Annotated in this window: 21 protein-coding genes; 14 read left to right on the top strand and 7 right to left on the bottom strand. The window is 62.6% G+C overall.

The window, feature by feature from the left end; genetic code table 11:
- Positions 1–186 precede the first annotated feature (186 nt).
- Together rho and hemJ are read right to left on the bottom strand one after the other, a co-directional pair.
- Positions 187–1452, bottom strand: coding sequence for a transcription termination factor Rho (rho, locus tag JJE66_RS10510; protein ID WP_200514205.1), 1266 nt, complete (start codon positions 1450–1452; stop codon positions 187–189).
- A gap of 257 nt (positions 1453–1709) precedes the next feature.
- Positions 1710–2144 (bottom strand): protoporphyrinogen oxidase HemJ, encoded by a 435-nt coding sequence (gene hemJ, locus JJE66_RS10505; RefSeq protein WP_200514204.1) that lies wholly within the window; start codon positions 2142–2144, stop codon positions 1710–1712.
- A gap of 457 nt (positions 2145–2601) precedes the next feature.
- Between hemJ and JJE66_RS10500 the strand changes: the two genes are divergently transcribed.
- Genes JJE66_RS10500 through dnaQ form a run of 4 tightly spaced genes read left to right on the top strand, consistent with a single transcriptional unit; the run spans position 2602 to position 5462 of the window.
- Positions 2602–3441: a pyruvate, water dikinase regulatory protein gene (locus JJE66_RS10500; RefSeq protein WP_200514203.1), complete on the top strand. Its 840-nt coding sequence runs from the start codon at positions 2602–2604 to the stop codon at positions 3439–3441.
- A 31-nt stretch (positions 3442–3472) separates the two neighbouring features.
- Positions 3473–4081, top strand: a complete 609-nt coding sequence (locus JJE66_RS10495) for a Maf family nucleotide pyrophosphatase (RefSeq protein ID WP_200514202.1) — start codon at positions 3473–3475, stop codon at positions 4079–4081.
- Between the two features lie 23 nt (positions 4082–4104).
- Complete coding sequence (gene coaE, locus JJE66_RS10490; protein ID WP_200514201.1) at positions 4105–4704, top strand: dephospho-CoA kinase; 600 nt, start codon at positions 4105–4107, stop codon at positions 4702–4704.
- A gap of 38 nt (positions 4705–4742) precedes the next feature.
- Positions 4743–5462, top strand: coding sequence for a DNA polymerase III subunit epsilon (gene dnaQ, locus JJE66_RS10485; RefSeq protein WP_200514200.1), 720 nt, complete (start codon positions 4743–4745; stop codon positions 5460–5462).
- 9 nt (positions 5463–5471) lie between these two features.
- On the opposite strand, the gene secB is transcribed toward dnaQ, so the two are convergent.
- Positions 5472–5957 (bottom strand): protein-export chaperone SecB, encoded by a 486-nt coding sequence (gene secB, locus JJE66_RS10480; RefSeq protein WP_200514199.1) that lies wholly within the window; start codon positions 5955–5957, stop codon positions 5472–5474.
- Positions 5958–6378: 421 nt separating this feature from the next.
- Between secB and JJE66_RS10475 the strand changes: the two genes are divergently transcribed.
- The 3 genes from JJE66_RS10475 to JJE66_RS10465 are packed head-to-tail and all read left to right on the top strand — an operon-like array spanning position 6379 to position 9153.
- Positions 6379–7083, top strand: a complete 705-nt coding sequence (locus tag JJE66_RS10475; RefSeq protein WP_200514198.1) for a Tim44/TimA family putative adaptor protein — start codon at positions 6379–6381, stop codon at positions 7081–7083.
- Positions 7061–8575, top strand: coding sequence for a murein transglycosylase A (locus JJE66_RS10470; protein ID WP_200514197.1), 1515 nt, complete (start codon positions 7061–7063; stop codon positions 8573–8575). The genes JJE66_RS10475 and JJE66_RS10470 overlap by 23 nt, the downstream gene beginning before the upstream one ends.
- A complete protein-coding gene (locus tag JJE66_RS10465) occupies positions 8572–9153 on the top strand; it encodes a Smr/MutS family protein (protein WP_200514196.1) in 582 nt (193 codons plus the stop codon). The genes JJE66_RS10470 and JJE66_RS10465 overlap by 4 nt, the downstream gene beginning before the upstream one ends.
- On the opposite strand, the gene JJE66_RS10460 is transcribed toward JJE66_RS10465, so the two are convergent.
- The 4 genes from JJE66_RS10460 to hslV all read right to left on the bottom strand — a co-directional run bounded on the left by JJE66_RS10460 (position 9150) and on the right by hslV (position 12997).
- Positions 9150–10274, bottom strand: coding sequence for a hypothetical protein (locus JJE66_RS10460; RefSeq protein ID WP_200514195.1), 1125 nt, complete (start codon positions 10272–10274; stop codon positions 9150–9152). The two genes, JJE66_RS10465 and JJE66_RS10460, sit on opposite strands and share 4 nt — an antisense overlap.
- A 199-nt stretch (positions 10275–10473) precedes the next feature.
- Positions 10474–11778: an ATP-dependent protease ATPase subunit HslU gene (hslU, locus tag JJE66_RS10455; RefSeq protein ID WP_200514194.1), complete on the bottom strand. Its 1305-nt coding sequence runs from the start codon at positions 11776–11778 to the stop codon at positions 10474–10476.
- Between the two features lie 52 nt (positions 11779–11830).
- Positions 11831–12433, bottom strand: a complete 603-nt coding sequence (locus tag JJE66_RS10450) for a DUF2585 domain-containing protein (RefSeq protein WP_200514193.1) — start codon at positions 12431–12433, stop codon at positions 11831–11833.
- Positions 12434–12436: 3 nt separating this feature from the next.
- A complete protein-coding gene (gene hslV / locus JJE66_RS10445) occupies positions 12437–12997 on the bottom strand; it encodes an ATP-dependent protease subunit HslV (RefSeq protein WP_092027657.1) in 561 nt (186 codons plus the stop codon).
- 203 nt (positions 12998–13200) lie between these two features.
- Between hslV and hisB the strand changes: the two genes are divergently transcribed.
- From hisB to coaA, 7 genes are all read left to right on the top strand, one after another.
- Complete coding sequence (gene hisB / locus JJE66_RS10440) at positions 13201–13794, top strand: imidazoleglycerol-phosphate dehydratase HisB (RefSeq protein WP_200514192.1); 594 nt, start codon at positions 13201–13203, stop codon at positions 13792–13794.
- Positions 13795–13862: 68 nt separating this feature from the next.
- Complete coding sequence (locus JJE66_RS10435; protein WP_200514191.1) at positions 13863–14393, top strand: DUF2628 domain-containing protein; 531 nt, start codon at positions 13863–13865, stop codon at positions 14391–14393.
- Positions 14390–15040 (top strand): imidazole glycerol phosphate synthase subunit HisH, encoded by a 651-nt coding sequence (gene hisH, locus JJE66_RS10430; protein WP_200514190.1) that lies wholly within the window; start codon positions 14390–14392, stop codon positions 15038–15040. The genes JJE66_RS10435 and hisH overlap by 4 nt, the downstream gene beginning before the upstream one ends.
- Entirely contained in the window at positions 15028–15774 is a 747-nt protein-coding gene (hisA, locus tag JJE66_RS10425) for a 1-(5-phosphoribosyl)-5-[(5-phosphoribosylamino)methylideneamino]imidazole-4-carboxamide isomerase (protein WP_200514189.1), read from the top strand. The genes hisH and hisA overlap by 13 nt, the downstream gene beginning before the upstream one ends.
- Before the next feature lie 3 nt (positions 15775–15777).
- Positions 15778–16554 (top strand): imidazole glycerol phosphate synthase subunit HisF, encoded by a 777-nt coding sequence (gene hisF / locus JJE66_RS10420; RefSeq protein WP_200514188.1) that lies wholly within the window; start codon positions 15778–15780, stop codon positions 16552–16554.
- Positions 16555–16628: 74 nt separating this feature from the next.
- On the top strand, positions 16629–16949 hold the full coding sequence (locus tag JJE66_RS10415; RefSeq protein WP_200514187.1) for a phosphoribosyl-ATP diphosphatase: 321 nt from the start codon (positions 16629–16631) through the stop codon (positions 16947–16949).
- 26 nt (positions 16950–16975) lie between these two features.
- A complete protein-coding gene (gene coaA, locus JJE66_RS10410; protein WP_200514186.1) occupies positions 16976–17932 on the top strand; it encodes a type I pantothenate kinase in 957 nt (318 codons plus the stop codon).
- Positions 17933–17953 lie beyond the last annotated feature (21 nt).

Here is a 17953-nt window from a genome sequence, read left to right as displayed (position 1 = left end):
TGCAAACCTCTGCCACCCGCGGGCCGGCCCCATGAATAAAGTCGAGCGTTACATTGATATATCAAGTTCTTACTAAGAAATCAGCTTCGCGATTTGGACGCTCACCATGCTGCACATTCGCCGCAGCAAAGCCGCACAACGAGAAGGGCGCCCGAAGGCGCCCTTTGGTGTCTTGCTGCACTGCACTTAGGTATTCATCGAGTCGAAGAACTCCGAGTTGCTCTTGGTCGAGCGCAGCTTGTCGAGCAGGAAGTCGATCCCGTCCATGGTGCCCATCGGGTTGAGGATACGCCGCAGCACGTACATCTTCTTCAGCACCAGCGGATCGGTAATCAGCTCCTCCTTGCGGGTGCCGGAGCGCGAAATATCGATCGCCGGGAAGGTCCGCTTGTCCGAGACCTTGCGGTCCAGGATCAGCTCGGAGTTACCGGTACCCTTGAACTCTTCGAAGATGACTTCGTCCATGCGGCTGCCGGTATCGACCAGCGCGGTCGCGATGATGGTCAGGGAGCCGCCCTCCTCGATGTTGCGGGCGGCGCCGAAGAAGCGCTTCGGCCGCTGCAGCGCGTTGGCGTCGACACCGCCGGTCAGCACCTTGCCGGATGACGGCACCACGGTGTTGTAGGCGCGGCCCAGACGCGTGATCGAATCAAGCAGGATCACGACGTCGCGGCCATGCTCGACCAGGCGTTTTGCTTTCTCGATCACCATCTCGGCGACCTGGACGTGACGCACCGCCGGCTCGTCGAAGGTCGAGGACACGACCTCGCCCTTCACCGAACGCTGCATGTCCGTGACTTCTTCCGGACGCTCGTCGATCAGGAGCACGATCAGATAGCATTCGGGGTGATTGTGCGCGATCGAATGCGCGATGTTCTGCATCAGCACGGTTTTACCGGTACGCGGCGGGGCGACGATCAGTGCCCGCTGGCCCTTGCCGATTGGCGCAACGATGTCGATCACCCTTGCAGACAAGTCTTTTCGCGTCGGATCCTCGAGTTCCATACGGAAACGCTGATTCGGAAACAGCGGCGTGAGGTTGTCGAAATTGACCTTGTGCTTGGCCTTTTCCGGGTCCTCGAAATTGAGCGTGTTGACCTTCAGCAGCGCGAAATAGCGCTCGCCCTCTTTCGGGCTGCGGATGTGGCCTTCGATGGTGTCGCCGGTGCGCAGGCCGAAGCGGCGGATCTGCGAGGGTGAAACGTAGATGTCGTCCGGGCCCGGCAGATAATTGGCATCGGGCGAGCGGAGAAAGCCGAAGCCGTCGGAAAGCACTTCGACGACGCCCTCGCCGACGATGTCGGTTTCAGCGAGTGCAAGCTGCTTGAGGATCGCGAACAGCAGCTCCTGCTTGCGCATCGTGCTGGCATTCTCGACCCCGTTCTCTTCCGCGAACGAGACGAGCTCGGCCGGCGTCTTCGACTTGAGGTCCTGGAGTTTAATTTCCCGCATTGGGGTGGTCCTGTGGGGTAACCTTGGGAGGGGTGCGAGGAGGCTCTGAAATGCGGACGCGAGAAGGTAAGGTCCGCAGGTCTGGCAAGGTGAGCGCCGGAGAGGCTTAAACCTGATGCGGTGTCCGGCCTTCAAAAAGCTCGGACACAACCACATCCGCCTGCGTTGGGTGGGATATCGCTAATATAGAAAATCGCTTCCCACTCCGCAAGCCGAAGCGCTGAGCGATCGTTCACGTTTGTTGCCTAGAATCTTGCCTAGAACGGCTTCACGACCACCATGATGACGATGATGATCATCAAAACGGTCGGCACCTCATTGATAATCCGAAAGAATTTCTGATTGTACGGGCGCCGGTCGGCGGCGAAGTCCTTGAGCCAGCGGGAAAAAAAGCCGTGGACCGCGGACATCGCCAGGACCAGTGCCAGTTTTACGTGCAGCCAGCCGAAGCTGAACCAGTGACCGGCCCAGGCGAGGTAGAGCCCGGCGAGCCAGGTCACGATCATGGCAGGGTTGATGATCGCCTTGAGCAGGCGCCGCTCCATGACTTTGAACGTTTCCGACTGCTTCGAGCCGATCTCGGCCTCGCAATGATAGACGAACAGCCGCGGCAGATAGAGCATGCCGGCCATCCACGAGATGACGGCAATCACGTGCAGTGCCTTGATCCAGAGGTAGACGTCTTCAAACATGTTTCGCTTCCGGCTTGGCCCAGCTCAGGGAACGCTGGGGATAGTAAGGACTCGTTAAGGTCTTACCTGCACACATATCCGTCCGGAGCGCCCTTCTTAAATCTAAGAATCTTAGATTCTTAAGGTTTGAGTCTATGTGACCGTGGATTGGACTCATGCAATTCCATCCGCCGGTTCACCCGCGCTTGTTCACATCCATCAACATATCCCGGATAGCTCTGGTGGCTCGCAATAAGCCAGCCAGCTTCAAAGGCTTGCGGGCTTCTGTCGGCAGCTTATCAAGGGGGTTGTCCGCATCATCCCGTTTCCCGCATCGAGAGGCGCCAGACTTGTTCCGATGGGCAGTGCTGTGAAGAAAATCGGCACTTATCCCGCCCCTGGTGTCGCGCATCCCTTTCCGAGGGGTTAAGGTCCACAGAAATCCACAAACCACACCGTCCCCATACAAAGAGTTTTTGTGCCGACATCGAACAATTATTTCCATCTGCACCTCGTCTCCGATTCGACCGGTGAGACCCTGATCACGGTCGCGCGTGCCGTCGCCGCACAGTACGCGAACGTCACGCCGGTTGAGCATGTCTATCCGCTGGTGCGCAGCCAGAAACAGCTCGATCGCGTGCTCGACGAGATCGAGGAAGCGCCGGGCATCGTGCTGTTCACGCTGCTGGAGAAGGATCTGGTCTCCAGGCTCGAGGACAAGTGCAAGGCGATCAATGTTCCGAGCCTGTCGATTATCGGCCCGGTCATGCAGCTGTTCGAAGCCTATCTCGGCGCTGCGACGACGGGTCGCGTCGGCGCCCAGCACGTGCTCAACGCGGAATATTTCAAGCGCATCGACGCGCTGAACTACACGATGATTCATGACGACGGCCAGCATGTCGATGGGCTCGAGGATGCCGACGTCGTACTGGTCGGCGTGTCCCGCACCTCGAAGACGCCGACGTCGATCTATCTCGCCAATCGCGGCATTCGCACGGCCAACGTGCCGCTGGTGCCGGGCATTCCGGTCCCGGCGCAATTGGAAACGCTGACCCGTCCGCTGGTCGTGAGCCTGCACGCGACGCCGGAGCGCCTGATCCAGATCCGCCAGAACCGGTTGCTCTCCATGGGAGCCGAGTCTGGCAGCGACACCTATACCGACAGACAGTCGGTGACCGAGGAGGTCGCGTTCGCGCGTAAGCTGAGCGCCAAGCACGATTGGCCGCTATTGGACGTCACGCGGCGCTCGATCGAGGAAACCGCGGCGGCGATCATGAAACTTTACAGCGATCGCCAGCGCCACCGGCCTTCTGAATAGTCTTTGGAATAATCTTGGGAATAGTTTCGCGATGGGTCTGTGGCGCGGCAAATCTCCGTTGGTCCTGGCCTCGCAAAGCGGCGCACGAAAAATGCTGCTGGCGAATGCCGGGCTCGAATTCGACGCTGTCACAGCCGACATTGATGAGCGCGGCATTCAGGCCGCTTCAAAACTTTCAAATCCGCGCGAGATCGGCTTGCTGCTGGCGCGGGAGAAGGCCAAGGCGGTCTCGGCTCATCGTCCCGGAAGCTATGTGATCGGCGCCGACCAGACGCTGGCGCTCGGCGATAGGCTCTTCAACAAGCCCGCCGGCCGCGTCCAGGCGTTGGCGCAGCTGCGCGATCTCGCCGGCCAAAGCCATGAGCTGAACTCGGCCGTCGCGGTGGCCCATGACGGCAAGATTATTTTCGAGGATGTGTCGGTCGCCCGCATGACCATGCGGCAAATGAGCGAGGCCGAGCTTTCAGCCTATCTCGACGCCGCCGGCGACGCCGTCACCACGAGTGTCGGCGCCTATCAGCTCGAAGGACTCGGCATCCATCTGTTCGAGCGCATCGAAGGCGACCATTTCACCATTCTCGGCCTGCCGCTGCTGCCGCTGCTTGCCTTTCTGCGGAGCGAACAGCTAATTGCGGTGTGACTGACAGATATGGTTCTGCGCTGATGCGGATTCTCGGACTGACCGGCTCGATCGGGATGGGCAAATCGACCACCGCAAAATTGTTCGCGGAGGCCGGCGTGCCCGTCTACGACGCCGATGCCGCCGTCCATCAGCTCTACGAGGGCGAAGCAGCACCAGCCATCGAAGCCGCCTTCCCCGGCACCACTGTTAACGGCAAGGTCGATCGTCCCAAATTGTCGGCGCGCGTTGTGCACGATCCCGCCGCCATCAAGCAGCTCGAGCAGATCGTCCATCCGATGCTCGGTGCTTCCCGGCAAAAATTCTTTGCCGATGCGGAAGCTGCCAACGCGCCGGTCGTGGTTCTCGATATTCCCTTGCTGTTCGAAACCGGCGGGGAGAAGCGGGTCGACGCCGTCGTCGTGGTCTCGACCTCGCCAAAACTTCAGCGCGAGCGCGTGCTGGCGCGGGGAACCATGGATGAGGCCAAACTCGACGCCATCATTGCCAAGCAGACGCCCGACGCCGAAAAGCGCAAGCGGGCCGATTTCGTGGTGGATACGTCACACGGAGTTGAGCCGGTGCGCGCGCAAATCACGCATATCCTGGCCGAGGTCGCTAAGATGCCGCAGCGGCGAGCCTGATTCGCCGGCTCACACGGCGTCTTGAAGTCCCTTAAATCATGCGCGAAATCGTCCTCGACACCGAAACCACCGGCCTTGATCCCCTGCGCGGCGATCGCCTGGTCGAAATCGGCTGCGTCGAGATTCTCAATCGCATGCCGACGGGGCAGACGTTCCACGTCTATATCAATCCCGAAAGGGACATGCCGGCGGAAGCATTCGCGGTGCATGGACTGTCGGCCGAGTTTCTCTCGACCAAACCGTTGTTCCATGAAGTCGTCGACGAATTTCTGGCGTTCATCGGCGATGCGCCGCTGGTGATCCACAACGCCTCGTTCGACATCAGCTTCATCAATGCCGAGCTCGACCGGATCAAGCGTGCCGCGATCCCGCGCGAGCGGCTGGTCGATACGCTGCTGCTGGCGCGGCGCAAGCATCCTGGCGTGTCGAACCGACTCGACGATCTCTGCTCGCGCTATGCGATCGACAATTCACGCCGCACCAAGCATGGCGCGCTGCTCGATTCCGAACTGCTCGCGGAAGTCTATGTCGATCTGGTGGGGGCGCGGCAGTCGCAGCTGCTGCTGGCTTCGGAAGCCGGAGATATCAGAGTCAATGCGGCCGGCGATGCGCCGCGGCGGCAACGGTCGACACCGCTCGCGCCGCGGGTTTCAGACGCCGAGCGCGAGGCCCACCGGGCCTTCATCGCAACGCTCGGCGATAAGGCGATCTGGAACGAGTTTTTGCCCGCTCCAGCTGCCGTCAATCCAGCTGGTTAAGCCTGCTGGTTAAGCCTGGCCCACCTGACCACCGGCGGCCATTTGCCGCTCCATGTTCTGGCGATAGAGACCGACGAAATCGACTGGGTCGAGCATCAGCGGCGGGAACCCGCCGTCGCGCACGGCGGTCGCAATGATCTCGCGGGCAAACGGGAACAGCAGCCGCGGGCACTCGATCATGACCAGCGGGTGCAGATTCTCCTTCGGCACGTTGGCGATACGGAACACGCCGGCATAGGCGAGCTCGAACGAGAACATCACCTTGCCTGCGTTCTCGGCCTTGCCCTCGACCGACAACGTCACCTCGAACTCGGTTTCGCTGAGGTTGTTGGCGCTGACGTTGATCTGGATGTTGATCTGCGGCGGCTGGCTCTGCTGCTGGAGAGAGCTCGGCGCATTCGGGTTTTCGAACGAGAGATCCTTGGTATATTGCGCCAGCACGTTGAGCTGGGGAGCCAGGGCCGCCTCGGGAGGGGTGCCGTTACCGTTGGTCATCAGAGTGTCTCCTTACCCGATTGGGCTGAATTTCGCGGCGGTTGGCTAACATAGGGCCGCCTCATTCCACAAGGACGAACGGCTCCGGATGGTGGATCCGGGCCGCGCCCACAACTGTGACATTTCACCCGCCACGGACACGAAATGGCACGTTAAACGCTTGAAGATGCGCGATTTCCGGCCAGGATCGGGTTTCCCCTTAAGCATAAAACGCGCTACACTTGGCGCTGTGCCAAAAGGCGCCATTGGCCGGGCATGATTTCGTGCCTACATCCGGCAGAGGTGACGCGCGGGCCTGAAACCGGTCCTAAAATGGTGATGTAGTCTTGCCGTTCCGGTACGGAACGGTCTACTGGCCGGATTGATTTTCCCGGCAGCGACCCCAAAGAAGACCTCAGTAAAGACCAGAAAGCGATACGACGTGGACATCTACACCATCATCTTCCTTGCGCTGGCGGTCTTTATTTTCCTGCGGCTGCGCAGCGTGCTGGGGCAGCGGACCGGCAATGAACGGCCGCCGTTCGACCGCACGGCTCGCAATGCGCTCGGGGGGGCCCCGGACAAGAACGTCGTGACCATGCCGGGTAAGGTGATCGACCAGGCGCCCTTAGCGCCGGCGGCAGAGCCGACCCCGCCCTCCGACCGCTGGAAGGGATTGACTGAGCCCGGCACCGTGCTCGCCCAGGGTCTCGACGCCATCGTCGACAAGGATTCCACCTTCGATCCCCGCCATTTCCTGTCCGGCGCCCGTGGCGCCTACGAGATGATCGTGCTGGCCTTTGCCAATGGCGACCGCCGCGCGCTGCGCGACCTGTTGTCGTCGGAGGTCTATGAAAGCTTCGATGGCGTCATCAGGGATCGCGAGAAGAACGAGCAGAAGACCGAGACGCGTTTCGTATCGATCGACAAGGCCGAGCTCGTCGGCGCCGAGCTGCGCGATCGCACCGCTCAGCTCACTGTGCGCTTCGTCTCGCAGATGATCTCGGCCACCCGCGACAAGGCCGGCAACATCGTCGACGGCAGCGCCGACACGGTCGCCGACATTACCGACATCTGGACTTTCGCCCGCGACATCACCTCTCGCGATCCGAACTGGAAGCTGGTTGGCACCGGAAGCGCGAATTAAGATTTTCCTGAGGACCAGCGCGACGGCGCTTTGCGCAGGTATCGTCGCGCTGGCTTCGTTTTCGCTCGGCGCCGAGGCTGCGCGGCGCCACTATCGCAGCCATTACCATCACCTTCCCGAAATGGCTGCGATCCCTCCGCGCGCCTTGCCCTATCCCCAGCTCCCTCTCCCGTTCGAGATTCCCGGCGCGCAATATCTGCCGCTGGCCTGGGCGGACGTGAAGGGCTGGAACGACGACGATCATCTCGCCGCCTACAAGACCTTTCGCGCCAGCTGCCGTTCGATCAATGCGCAGACCGGTGTCCCCGAATCCAAGGCGCTGGGCGGCTCGTTGAGCGAACCCTGCCGGGCCGCGAAATCGCTCGAGCCGACCGACGACGCCAAGGCCAAAAGCTTCTTCGAGCAAAACTTTTCGCCGCTGCGCATCTCGCGCCTCGGCGAGCCCGACGGCTTCGTCACCGGCTATTACGAGCCGGTGCTCGAGGGATCGCGCACCCAGACCGAAATCTACAACGTCCCGGTCTACCGACGACCCTCGAACCTGTTCGTGCGTGGCTTCAATCAGGCCTCCGTCAGCCTGCCCAACAAGGGGCCGGTCTACCGCAAGATCGGACGCCGCAAGCTCGTGCCTTATTACGACCGCGGCGAGATCGAGGACGGCAAGATCGCCGGCCGCGGGCTGGAGATCGCCTGGCTGAAGGATCCGACCGATCTTTTGTTTGCCCAGATCCAGGGCTCGGCGCGGATCAGGTTCGACAACGGCGCGACCCTTCGGCTCAACTACGATTCCTATAACGGCTATCCCTACACCGCCGTCGGGCGCGTCCTGATCGAGCGCGGCATCATTCCGAAGGAAGAGATGTCGATGCAGAAGATCAGGGAGTGGATGGCGCAGAACCCTGATGGCGCCAAGGAGTTGCGGCGCCAGAACCGCTCCTACATCTTCTTCCGCGAGGTCAATCTGTCCGACAAGGACGAGGCGGTCGGCGCGCAGGGCATTCCGCTGACCGCCGGCCGGTCGATCGCGGTCGACAAATCGCTCCATGTCTACGGCACGCCGTTCTTCATCGAGGGCGAACTGCCGATCGAGTCCGACCGCGCCAAGACGCCGTTCCATCGGCTGATGATCGCCCAGGACACCGGCTCGGCCATTATCGGCCCTGCGCGCGCCGATCTCTATTTCGGCGCTGGCGCGGACGCGGGCCGGGTCTCGGGGCGGCTGCGCCATCCCATGCATTTTGTCATTCTGGTGCCGAAGAGCCTCGATCCGGCCGTGCGCGCCGCGCGCCTGCCGGTGCCGGATCCGCGGCCGTCGGAGAAGATCGCAAGACTGTTCCCGCAGCCGGACCCAACCAAGGCGCCTGCCGCAGCGACGCCAGGCAAGGGCGAGACCGTTGCCATTGCTGCCCCGGTACCGCTGCCGGCGCCGCGTCCCGCGATAGAACCTGCCCGCGAACCGCGCAGGCACAAGAGCCGTTCCCACCAGCAATGAAACGGTCGTCCCGTCCGCCCGTGCTGGATCCCCGTCCGTCGCCGCGTCGTCGCGGCTTGAGCGAGGAAGACCGCGAGCTGTGGGAGCTCGTTGCAAAACAGGTCAAGCCGTTACGGAAGCATCGCGCGACGAAGGTGCACGCCGCACCGCGCACGGAGGCTTCGTCCGCTGCGCCGGCTGCCAAGCCTGCGCTGTCGCCGCGGCCATTGGCTCAAGCACCAGCCCCGCGTTCGTCAAAGCCGGCGATGCCGCCGCTCGGCAAGCGCGAGCGGACAAAGCTGTCGCGCGGCCGCAGCGAGATCGAGGCGCGGCTTGATCTCCACGGCATGACCCAGATGCGCGCCCACCGCGCCTTGAGCGGCTTCCTGCACCGCGCCCATCATGATGGGCTGACCTTTGTCCTCGTCATCACGGGTAAAGGAAGGAGTGGCGGGGAAAGCGGCGTGCTGCGCCGCCAGGTGCCGGAATGGCTGAGCCTGCCGGAATTCCGCGCCTTCGTGGTCGGGTTCGAGGAAGCCGGCATCGGCCATGGCGGCGAGGGCGCGCTTTATGTGCGGATCCGTCGGGCGAGGTTCTAAAACGGCCGCACGATCCCGACGCGTGGGATCAAGGTGAGGATCAGGCCGAAGATGTTGGTCTTCTGGTCCTCGGCCGGAATCAACGGCGTCTCCTTATCGGCCGGCAGCATCTTCACTGCATGCAGGATCAGGAACATGCAGACCGCCCAGTTCGAGATCCAGCGCGAATAATCGAACACCATCGCGAACATCACGAGATAGGCAAGGCTGACGCCGATCAATGCCGCGATCACGAGGCGGCAGTGCATGTCGTTTTCGAGAGCGCGAATCAGGGCGGAAAAACAGCGCCATAGCGGTGTGTGCAGCCAGATCAGCAGCGCGAACACGGGAATGCCGAGGCTGTTGTGCGGCAGCCAGGCCCAAGTGTCCGAAATCTCCTTCGACAGCGGCTGATACCAGATATAGGCAAATTGCAGCAGGTCGGTCCGCGAAGGGTCGGCCATCCGGGTCTTCAGGTAGGCGACGAAATCCGCGTCCGTGATCGGCATCGTTCCCAAAAACTGCGCGGCGAAGAACAGCGCGGAGACGACGAGGACTGCAATGATGCCAAAAGCAACGTTGGTGCGATTGCACCCGTAGATCAGGTAATGCCTGGTCACGACGATGGTGATGATCGTCGGCACATACATCAGGAGATGGATGTGGTGGATCAACACGAGGATGATCGAGAACAGCGCGGCCGTCGCCACGAACAGCAATGAGCTCGCCGGCATGAGCAGCAGGATGATCGCCAGCGCACAGCCATAGATGTCGAAATGGCCGAGCGTGTGCATGAAGTTCTTCAGGAAGAACGGCGAACCCGCGATGAAGACGAACAGCGGCAGTGTCGTCGCCGTGAAGCCGAATGTCTTCTGAAACAGTTTTGCGTAGAGCCCTGATGTCACCAGCCAGGTCGCGCCGCCCAGCGCGAACACCAGCCATACCGGCACCTTGGCCGCGAACAGCGCGACGATGGCGCCGATCAATGCGCGCTTGATGAAGCCGAAATGGTAGTCGACGAGGAGGTGGATGTAGGGGACGTAGGGCGGCAGCTGGATCTTGTGAACGAACAAGCCGACGATGACCGCCGCGTTGATCGCGAGCAGCAGCCGCCAGGGATTTTGCCTGAGCTCAGCGAGCACAGGGCACCCGAGGTGCAAAAAGCTCCGCCGTCGTCCCGGCGAAGGCCGGGACCCATAGCCACGAATGTTCGTTTTGATCCAAAGCTCGGGCCGCTATCTTTTCCGACAATAACCGCTTGTGGTTATGGGTCCCGGCCCCCCGTGCGCAATTGCGCACTAGGCCGGGACGACGGCTAATTGATAGCGGACCGGTCCAGAATTACAAAATAAACCGGCTCAGATCGGCGTTCTTGGCGAGATCGCCGACGTGCTTCTGCACGAAATCGGCATCGACCCGGACGGTCTCGCCGTTGCGGTCGGGGGCGGTGAAGGAGATCTCGTCCAGCACGCGCTCCATCACGGTCTGAAGCCGCCGCGCGCCGATGTTCTCGACGGTGGAATTGACGGCGACCGCGACGTCGGCGAGCGCGTCGACGGCGCTGTCGGTGATGTCGAGCGTGACGCCCTCGGTCTGCATCAGCGCGACATATTGCTTGATCAGCGAGGCCTCGGGCTCGGTCAGGATGCGGCGCATGTCGTCGCGGGTCAGGGCCTGCAACTCGACGCGGATCGGCAGCCGGCCCTGCAATTCCGGCAACAGGTCGGACGGCTTTGCGACGTGGAAGGCGCCCGAGGCAATGAACAGGATGTGGTCGGTCTTGACCGCCCCGTGCTTGGTCGAGACCGTGGTGCCCTCGATCAGCGGCAGCAGATCGCGCTGCACGCCTTCGCGCGAGACGTCGCCGCCGACGCGGCCGTCGCGCGCGCAGATCTTGTCGATCTCATCGAGAAACACGATGCCGTTGTTCTCGACGGCGCTGATCGCCTCCAGCGTCAGCTGGTCGGTGTCGAGCAGCTTGTCGGATTCCTCGTTGACGAGGATCTCGTGCGAACTCTCGACCGTCAGTCGCCGGGTCTTGCTGCGGCCGCCCATCTTGCCGAAGATGTCGCCGATCGAGATTGCGCCCATCTGCGCGCCCGGCATGCCGGGAATCTCGAACATCGGCATGCCGCCGCCGGACGACTGCGTCTCGATCTCGATTTCCTTGTCGTTGAGCTCGCCCGCGCGCAGCTTCTTGCGGAAGGAGTCCCGCGTAGCAGTGCTGGAATTGGCGCCGACCAGCGCATCGAGCACGCGTTCCTCGGCGGCGAGCTGGGCGCGCGCCTGCACGTCCTTGCGCTTCTTCTCGCGCACCTGGGCGATGGCGACCTCGACGAGATCGCGCACGATCTGCTCGACGTCACGGCCGACATAGCCGACTTCGGTGAATTTCGTCGCCTCGACCTTCAGGAACGGTGCGTTCGCAAGCTTGGCGAGCCGCCGCGCGATCTCGGTTTTGCCGACACCGGTCGGGCCGATCATCAGGATGTTCTTCGGCAGCACCTCCTCGCGCAAGGAGCCTTCGAGCTGCTGCCGCCGCCAGCGGTTGCGCAGCGCGATCGAGACGGCGCGCTTGGCGTCGGCCTGGCCGACGATGAAACGGTCGAGTTCGGAAACGATTTCGCGGGGAGAAAAGTCTGTCATGGCACCTTAGCTAGGGTCAGAAGCGGGCCGGGACAAGCCGCTTTTTTGGCCGTCAGATGATCGGCGGGCCCGATTGCCATTGTTTCACGGCCTCGTTCGGATGGATCAGCATCAGGATGTTGAGCGTCAGATTGTCGCGAATGTGCAGCGCCAGCATGATCTCGAAGGCGAGCCCGAGGGCGACGGTTGCCGTAACAGGCAACACGCGTGCGGTGAGGAACCCCAGTACCATGAACAGCGTGTCGGAGACCGAGTTGACGATGCTGTCGCCGTAATAATCCAGCGAGATCGTGCCGGCGCGGTAGCGTTCGATGATGAACGGCGAGTTCTCGACGATCTCCCAGGCGCCTTCGATCAGCATCGCGACGATCAGCCGGGCCGGCCACGATAGTCGGCGCGAAAACAGCAGCCACGTCAAGCCGTAGAACAGGAAGCCGTGCAGCACATGCGAGAAGCTGTACCAGTCGGCGATGTGCTGGGAGTTCTCCGAGCTGTTCACCACACCATGCCACAGCTTGACGTAGCCGCAGGTGCAGATCGGCACCCGCCCCATCGCGAGCAGGATCGAGGCCTGCAGCGCCAGCAACAGCAGTGCGATAGCGACCCACGCGAACGGCGGCAACGCGGGTTGGGTCGGGCTCGCGCTGCGGATCATCCCTTAGCCGGCCGACAGCGCTTCGATGGTGACGTTGCGGTTGGTGTAGACGCAGATGTCGGCGGCGATGTCGAGCGAGCGGCGGACGATGGTCTCGGCGTCCTTGTCGGTGTCGAGCAGGGCGCGCGCCGCGGCCAGCGCGTAATTTCCGCCGGAGCCGATCGCCATCACGCCGGCCTCGGGCTCGAGCACGTCGCCGGTGCCCGTCAGCACCAGGGAGACGTCCTTGTCGGCCACGATCATCATGGCCTCCAGCCGCCGCAGATAGCGATCGGTGCGCCAGTCCTTGGCAAGCTCGACCGCGGCCCGGGTTAATTGCCCCGGATATTGCTCGAGTTTCGCTTCCAGCCGCTCAAAGAGGGTGAAGGCGTCGGCGGTGGCGCCGGCAAAGCCGCCGATGACGTCGCCCTTGCCGAGTTTCCGGACCTTTTTGGCGTTGGACTTGATCACGGTCTGGCCGATCGAGACCTGGCCGTCGCCGCCGACCACCACCTTGCCGCCCTTGCGGACCGTCAAAATCGTGGTGCCGTGCCAGACCGGCGAGCTGTTCTGGGAATCCTGCATGAATGACCCTCGTTATCCGGCCTGATTTAGGCGGTCGGGGCCAAGGGCACAACAAGGGCACAACGGGCCGCTCCGGGCCCAATTTCGCTCACCATAGGTAGAAGTAGAGGCCCGGACGGCCGTTCCCGCAGTAGCGAAGGTGTCGTTTGGCTGTTAAGAGACTGGCGTTTTCGGCCTCAAGCTAGAATGGAAACCGATTTTCCATGCGCACCGCGACGATCAAGCGCAAGACCAAGGAAACCGAAATCGAGGTCACCGTGAACCTCGATGGCACCGGCGTGGCCAATATCGCGACCGGCATCGGCTTTTTCGACCATATGCTCGATCTCCTCGCCCGCCATTCCCGCATCGACCTCACGGTCAAGGCGGTGGGCGATCTGCACATTGACCATCATCATACCACCGAAGATACCGGCATCGCGCTTGGCCAGGCGGTCAAGCAGGCGCTCGGCAACATGGCGGGCATCACCCGCTATGCCGGCGTGCACATGCCCATGGACGAGACGCTGTCGCGCGTAGTCATCGACATCTCGGGCCGCCCGTTTCTGGTGTTCAAGGCCGACTTCCCCCGCGACAAGATCGGTGAGTTCGACACCGAGCTGGTGCGCGAGTGGTTCCAGGCCTTCGCCATCAACGCAGGCGTGACTCTCCACGTCGAGACCCTATATGGCGATAACAGCCACCATATCGCCGAGTCCTGCTTCAAGGGACTGGCGCGGGCGCTGCGCACCGCGGTCGCAATCGATCCCAAGACGGCGGGCGAAATCCCGTCCACCAAGGGCTCGCTTGGCGGCTGACATCTCCGCCGGCTAACGAAACGCCGCCGGCGGCATCGACTTTCATTCTCGAGAACGGGGCATCGAAAATGCCTGTCTACACAGTTCATGCTCCCATCCCAGGCGGGGCCGATCTGCGCGCGACCGACAGATTCGTGTTCGTGCGCGACGGCTTCCATTTCTGGGCGATGGTGTTCGGGCCGTTCTGGCTGGCCTGGAACCGGCTCTGGCTGGCGCTGATCGGCTGGATCGTCTTCCTGGCCGCCTTCGATGCCGGGCTGCACAGCCTCGGTGTCGGCCGCAGCTCGATCTTCTTCGCCAACTGCATCGTCGCACTGCTGATGGGTTTCGAGGCCTCCAGCTTGCGCCGCTGGACGCTGTCGCGCGGCAAATGGCGCCAGCTCGACGTCGTTGTTGCCGACGACGAGGACACCGCCGAGCGGCGCTTCTTCGAGCGCTGGAGCCAGAAGCAGCGCGGCATCGTCAACGATCAATGGGCCATCGATCGCGGCGGCCCGCCGCCGACCCGCGGCGTACCGGGTCAGCAATTCTCGAGTCCGCCGCCTTTGCCATCCGGCGGCATTATCGGATTGTTTCCAGAACCGGGAGGGTCAAGATGAGCGTCGCGATCATCGATTACGGTTCCGGTAATCTGCATTCCGCCGCGAAAGCCTTCGAGCGCGCCGCGCGTGGCCTGGAGAACGGTGAGAAGGTCTTCGTTACCAGCGACCCGGACCAGGCCTACGGCGCCGACCGTCTGGTGCTGCCGGGCGTCGGCGCCTTCGCCGATTGCCGGCGCGGGCTCGACGCCGTCAACGGCATGGTCGAGGCGATCACGGAGGCCGTACGCGTCAAGGCCCGGCCGATGTTCGGCATCTGCGTCGGCATGCAGCTGTTCGCCACCCGCGGCAAGGAGCATGTCATTACGCAAGGCCTGAACTGGATCGGCGGCGACGTCGAGAAGATCACACCGCGCGACGAAAGCCTGAAGATCCCGCACATGGGCTGGAATACGCTCGACGTGCTCAGGGAGCATCCGGTGCTGAACAAGCTGCCGCTCGGACCCAAGGGCCAGCACGCTTATTTCGTACACTCCTACCACCTCAATGCCGCCAATGAGGCGGACGTGCTCGCGCGCGCCGATTATGGCGGGCCCGTCACCGCGATCGTCGCCAAGGACACCGCCATCGGCACGCAGTTTCACCCCGAGAAGAGCCAGCGTTTTGGGCTGGCCCTGATCTCGAACTTTTTGCGATGGAAGCCGTGATTCTCTTTCCTGCCATCGACCTCAAGAACGGCCAATGCGTGCGCCTCGAGCAAGGCGACATGGCGCGCGCGACCGTGTTCAATCTCGATCCTGCCGCGCAGGCGCAAAGTTTTGCTGCGCAGGGCTTTGAATATCTTCACGTCGTCGATCTCGACGGTGCGTTTGCCGGCAAGCCGGTGAACGCGCAGGCGGTCGAAGGAATGCTGAAGACGATCAAGATTCCGGTACAGCTCGGTGGCGGCATTCGCGATCTCGCCACCGTCGAAGCCTGGCTCGAAAAGGGCATCACCCGCGTCATCATCGGCACGGCCGCCGTGCGCGATCCTGAATTGGTGAAGGTGGCCTCGAAGAAATTCCCCGGCCGCGTCGCGGTCGGGCTCGATGCCCGCGACGGCAAGGTCGCGGTCGAAGGCTGGGCCGAGACCTCGCAGGTGACGGTGCTGGAAATCGCGCAGCGTTTCGAGGATGCCGGCGTGGCCGCCATCATCTTCACCGACATTGCGCGCGACGGCCTGCTCAAAGGCCTGAACCTCAATGCGACCATCGCGCTGGCGGACGCCATTTCGATCCCGGTGATCGCTTCCGGCGGGCTCGCCTCGATCGAGGACGTCAAGGCCATGCTGACGCCGCCGGCCAAAAAGCTCGCCGGCGCGATTGCCGGCCGCGCGCTCTATGACGGCCGGCTCGATCCCACGGCCGCCCTCACCTTGATCCGCACTGCGCCCAGGAGCTGACACATGTTCAAGGTGCGCGTGATTCCCTGCCTCGACGTCAAGGACGGCCGCGTCGTCAAAGGGGTCAACTTCGTCGATTTGCGTGATGCCGGCGATCCCGTCGAGGCCGCGATCGCCTATGACGCCGCCGGCGCCGACGAGCTGACCTTCCTCGACATCACCGCGACCCACGAAAATCGCGGCATCATGCTGGATGTGGTCCGGCGCACGGCAGAGGCCTGCTTCATGCCGGTGACCGTCGGTGGCGGCGTGCGTGAGGTCAACGACATCAAGACGCTGCTGCGCGCCGGCGCCGACAAGGTCTCGATCAACAGCGCCGCGGTGTCGCGGCGCGAGTTCGTCAAGGAAGCCGCCGAAAAATTCGGTGAGCAATGCGTCGTGGTCGCCATCGACGCCAAGCGGGTCAAGCGCGCGGGCGGCGGCGAGCGCTGGGAGATTTTCACCCATGGCGGCCGCAACTCGACCGGTATTGACGCGATCGAATATGCCCAGGAAGTGGTCTCGCTCGGCGCTGGCGAAATTCTGCTCACTTCGATGGACCGTGACGGCACGCGGCAGGGCTTTGACATCCCGCTGACCCGGGCGATCGCCGACAGCGTTTCCGTTCCCGTGATCGCCTCGGGTGGCGTCGGCAATCTCGACCACCTCGTCGACGGGATCCGCGACGGCCGCGCCACCGCCGTGCTGGCCGCCTCGATCTTCCATTTCGGGGAATTCACCATCCGTGAAGCCAAGGAGCATATGGCCCGGCGCGGACTACCCATGCGCCTGGATGCCTGACGACTCCCGTTCATAAAAGTGCTACATCAACCGGCGAGGACTGGTTTTTCGGCTGGGCGTTTCGAGTATTTTGTATGCCGCGTTTCACGATCCACGATCTGGCCGCAACCATCGATGCCCGCGCGGCGTCCGGTGGCGAGGGCTCCTATACCCGCAAGCTCCTCGATAAGGGCGCTGAACATTGCGCCAAGAAGTTCGGTGAGGAAGCAGTCGAAACCGTCATCGCAGCAGTCGAAAACGATCGTGATCATCTGATCGCCGAGGGTGCTGACCTGCTCTATCACTTCCTTGTGCTGCTGAAGGCCCGCGGCGTGAAGCTGGAAGAGGTGGAAGCGGCGCTGGACAAGCGGACGAATATGTCTGGGTTGGAAGAGAAAGCTTCGCGTAAGGGTTAGTCGATCCCAACGGAGAAGGTCGCGTCATGGATATCCGCGCACCCGAGCAGCAATATAATCCATACCGCGTCTATTCGCGCGAAGAATGGGCGCGTCTGCGTGACGATACGCCGATGACGCTGGAGCCGGGCGAGTTCGACCGGCTGCGCTCGCTGCACGATCGCCTCGATCTCAAGGAAGTCGAGGACATTTATCTGCCGCTGTCCCGACTGCTCTCGATCTATGTCGATGCGATGCAGCGGCTGTATTACGCGGAGCGCCAGTTCCTCAACATCCGCGATCGTAAAGTCCCATACATCATCGGCGTTGCCGGCTCGGTCGCGGTCGGAAAATCCACCACGGCCCGCGTGCTCCAGGCGCTGCTGGCGCGCTGGTCGCCGCGGCCGAAGGTCGAGCTGATCACCACCGACGGTTTTCTTTACCCGAAGGCCCTGCTCGAGCAGCAAGGCATTTTGCAGAAGAAGGGCTTTCCGGAGAGCTACGACCTGCCGCTGCTGCTCAACTTCCTGTCCGACATCAAGGCTGGCCGCCGCCATGTGCGCTCGCCGGTCTATTCGCATTTGACCTACGACATTGTGCCGAACGAATGGGCCGAGATTGACCAGCCCGACATTTTGATCGTCGAGGGCGTCAACGTCTTGCAAACCGGCAAGCTGCCGCGAGACGGCAAGGCGGTGCCTGTGGTGTCCGACTTCTTCGACTTCTCCGTCTATATCGACGCCGACGAGGCGGCACTGCGGCGCTGGTACATCAAGCGCTTCCTGGCGCTGCGCGACACCGCGTTCACCAACCCGAAATCCTACTTCAACCGCTATGCGCTGTTGTCGGACGAGGAGGCGACCGCCACCGCCACCGCGATCTGGGAGCGCACCAACCTCGCCAATCTCGAGGACAACATTTTGCCGACCCGCCCGCGCGCGACGCTGATCCTGAAGAAGGGCGCGGATCACGCGGTGGAGAGCGTCGCGCTGCGAAGGTTGTAGTGGTTCGTAGGGTGGGTTAGC

It is taken from the genome of Bradyrhizobium diazoefficiens (genome assembly GCF_016612535.1).
GTDB lineage: Bacteria > Pseudomonadota > Alphaproteobacteria > Rhizobiales > Xanthobacteraceae > Bradyrhizobium > Bradyrhizobium diazoefficiens_C.
Note: the sequence above shows the minus strand (reverse complement) of the source record. Positions and strands in the feature narration are given on the sequence as shown.

What these genes read in the sequence shown, in the direction of transcription:
- rho (WP_200514205.1), bottom strand. Translation starts at nt 1,452, where the DNA reads ATGCGGGAAATTAAACTCCAGGACCTCAAGTCGAAGACGCCGGCCGAG.
- hemJ (WP_200514204.1), bottom strand. Translation starts at nt 2,144, where the DNA reads ATGTTTGAAGACGTCTACCTCTGGATCAAGGCACTGCACGTGATTGCC.
- JJE66_RS10495 (WP_200514202.1), top strand. Translation starts at nt 3,473, where the DNA reads ATGGGTCTGTGGCGCGGCAAATCTCCGTTGGTCCTGGCCTCGCAAAGC.
- coaE (WP_200514201.1), top strand. Translation starts at nt 4,105, where the DNA reads ATGCGGATTCTCGGACTGACCGGCTCGATCGGGATGGGCAAATCGACC.
- dnaQ (WP_200514200.1), top strand. Translation starts at nt 4,743, where the DNA reads ATGCGCGAAATCGTCCTCGACACCGAAACCACCGGCCTTGATCCCCTG.
- secB (WP_200514199.1), bottom strand. Translation starts at nt 5,957, where the DNA reads ATGACCAACGGTAACGGCACCCCTCCCGAGGCGGCCCTGGCTCCCCAG.
- JJE66_RS10465 (WP_200514196.1), top strand. Translation starts at nt 8,572, where the DNA reads ATGAAACGGTCGTCCCGTCCGCCCGTGCTGGATCCCCGTCCGTCGCCG.
- hslU (WP_200514194.1), bottom strand. Translation starts at nt 11,778, where the DNA reads ATGACAGACTTTTCTCCCCGCGAAATCGTTTCCGAACTCGACCGTTTC.
- JJE66_RS10450 (WP_200514193.1), bottom strand. Translation starts at nt 12,433, where the DNA reads ATGATCCGCAGCGCGAGCCCGACCCAACCCGCGTTGCCGCCGTTCGCG.
- hslV (WP_092027657.1), bottom strand. Translation starts at nt 12,997, where the DNA reads ATGCAGGATTCCCAGAACAGCTCGCCGGTCTGGCACGGCACCACGATT.
- hisB (WP_200514192.1), top strand. Translation starts at nt 13,201, where the DNA reads ATGCGCACCGCGACGATCAAGCGCAAGACCAAGGAAACCGAAATCGAG.
- JJE66_RS10435 (WP_200514191.1), top strand. Translation starts at nt 13,863, where the DNA reads ATGCCTGTCTACACAGTTCATGCTCCCATCCCAGGCGGGGCCGATCTG.
- hisH (WP_200514190.1), top strand. Translation starts at nt 14,390, where the DNA reads ATGAGCGTCGCGATCATCGATTACGGTTCCGGTAATCTGCATTCCGCC.
- hisA (WP_200514189.1), top strand. Translation starts at nt 15,028, where the DNA reads ATGGAAGCCGTGATTCTCTTTCCTGCCATCGACCTCAAGAACGGCCAA.
- hisF (WP_200514188.1), top strand. Translation starts at nt 15,778, where the DNA reads ATGTTCAAGGTGCGCGTGATTCCCTGCCTCGACGTCAAGGACGGCCGC.
- JJE66_RS10415 (WP_200514187.1), top strand. Translation starts at nt 16,629, where the DNA reads ATGCCGCGTTTCACGATCCACGATCTGGCCGCAACCATCGATGCCCGC.
- coaA (WP_200514186.1), top strand. Translation starts at nt 16,976, where the DNA reads ATGGATATCCGCGCACCCGAGCAGCAATATAATCCATACCGCGTCTAT.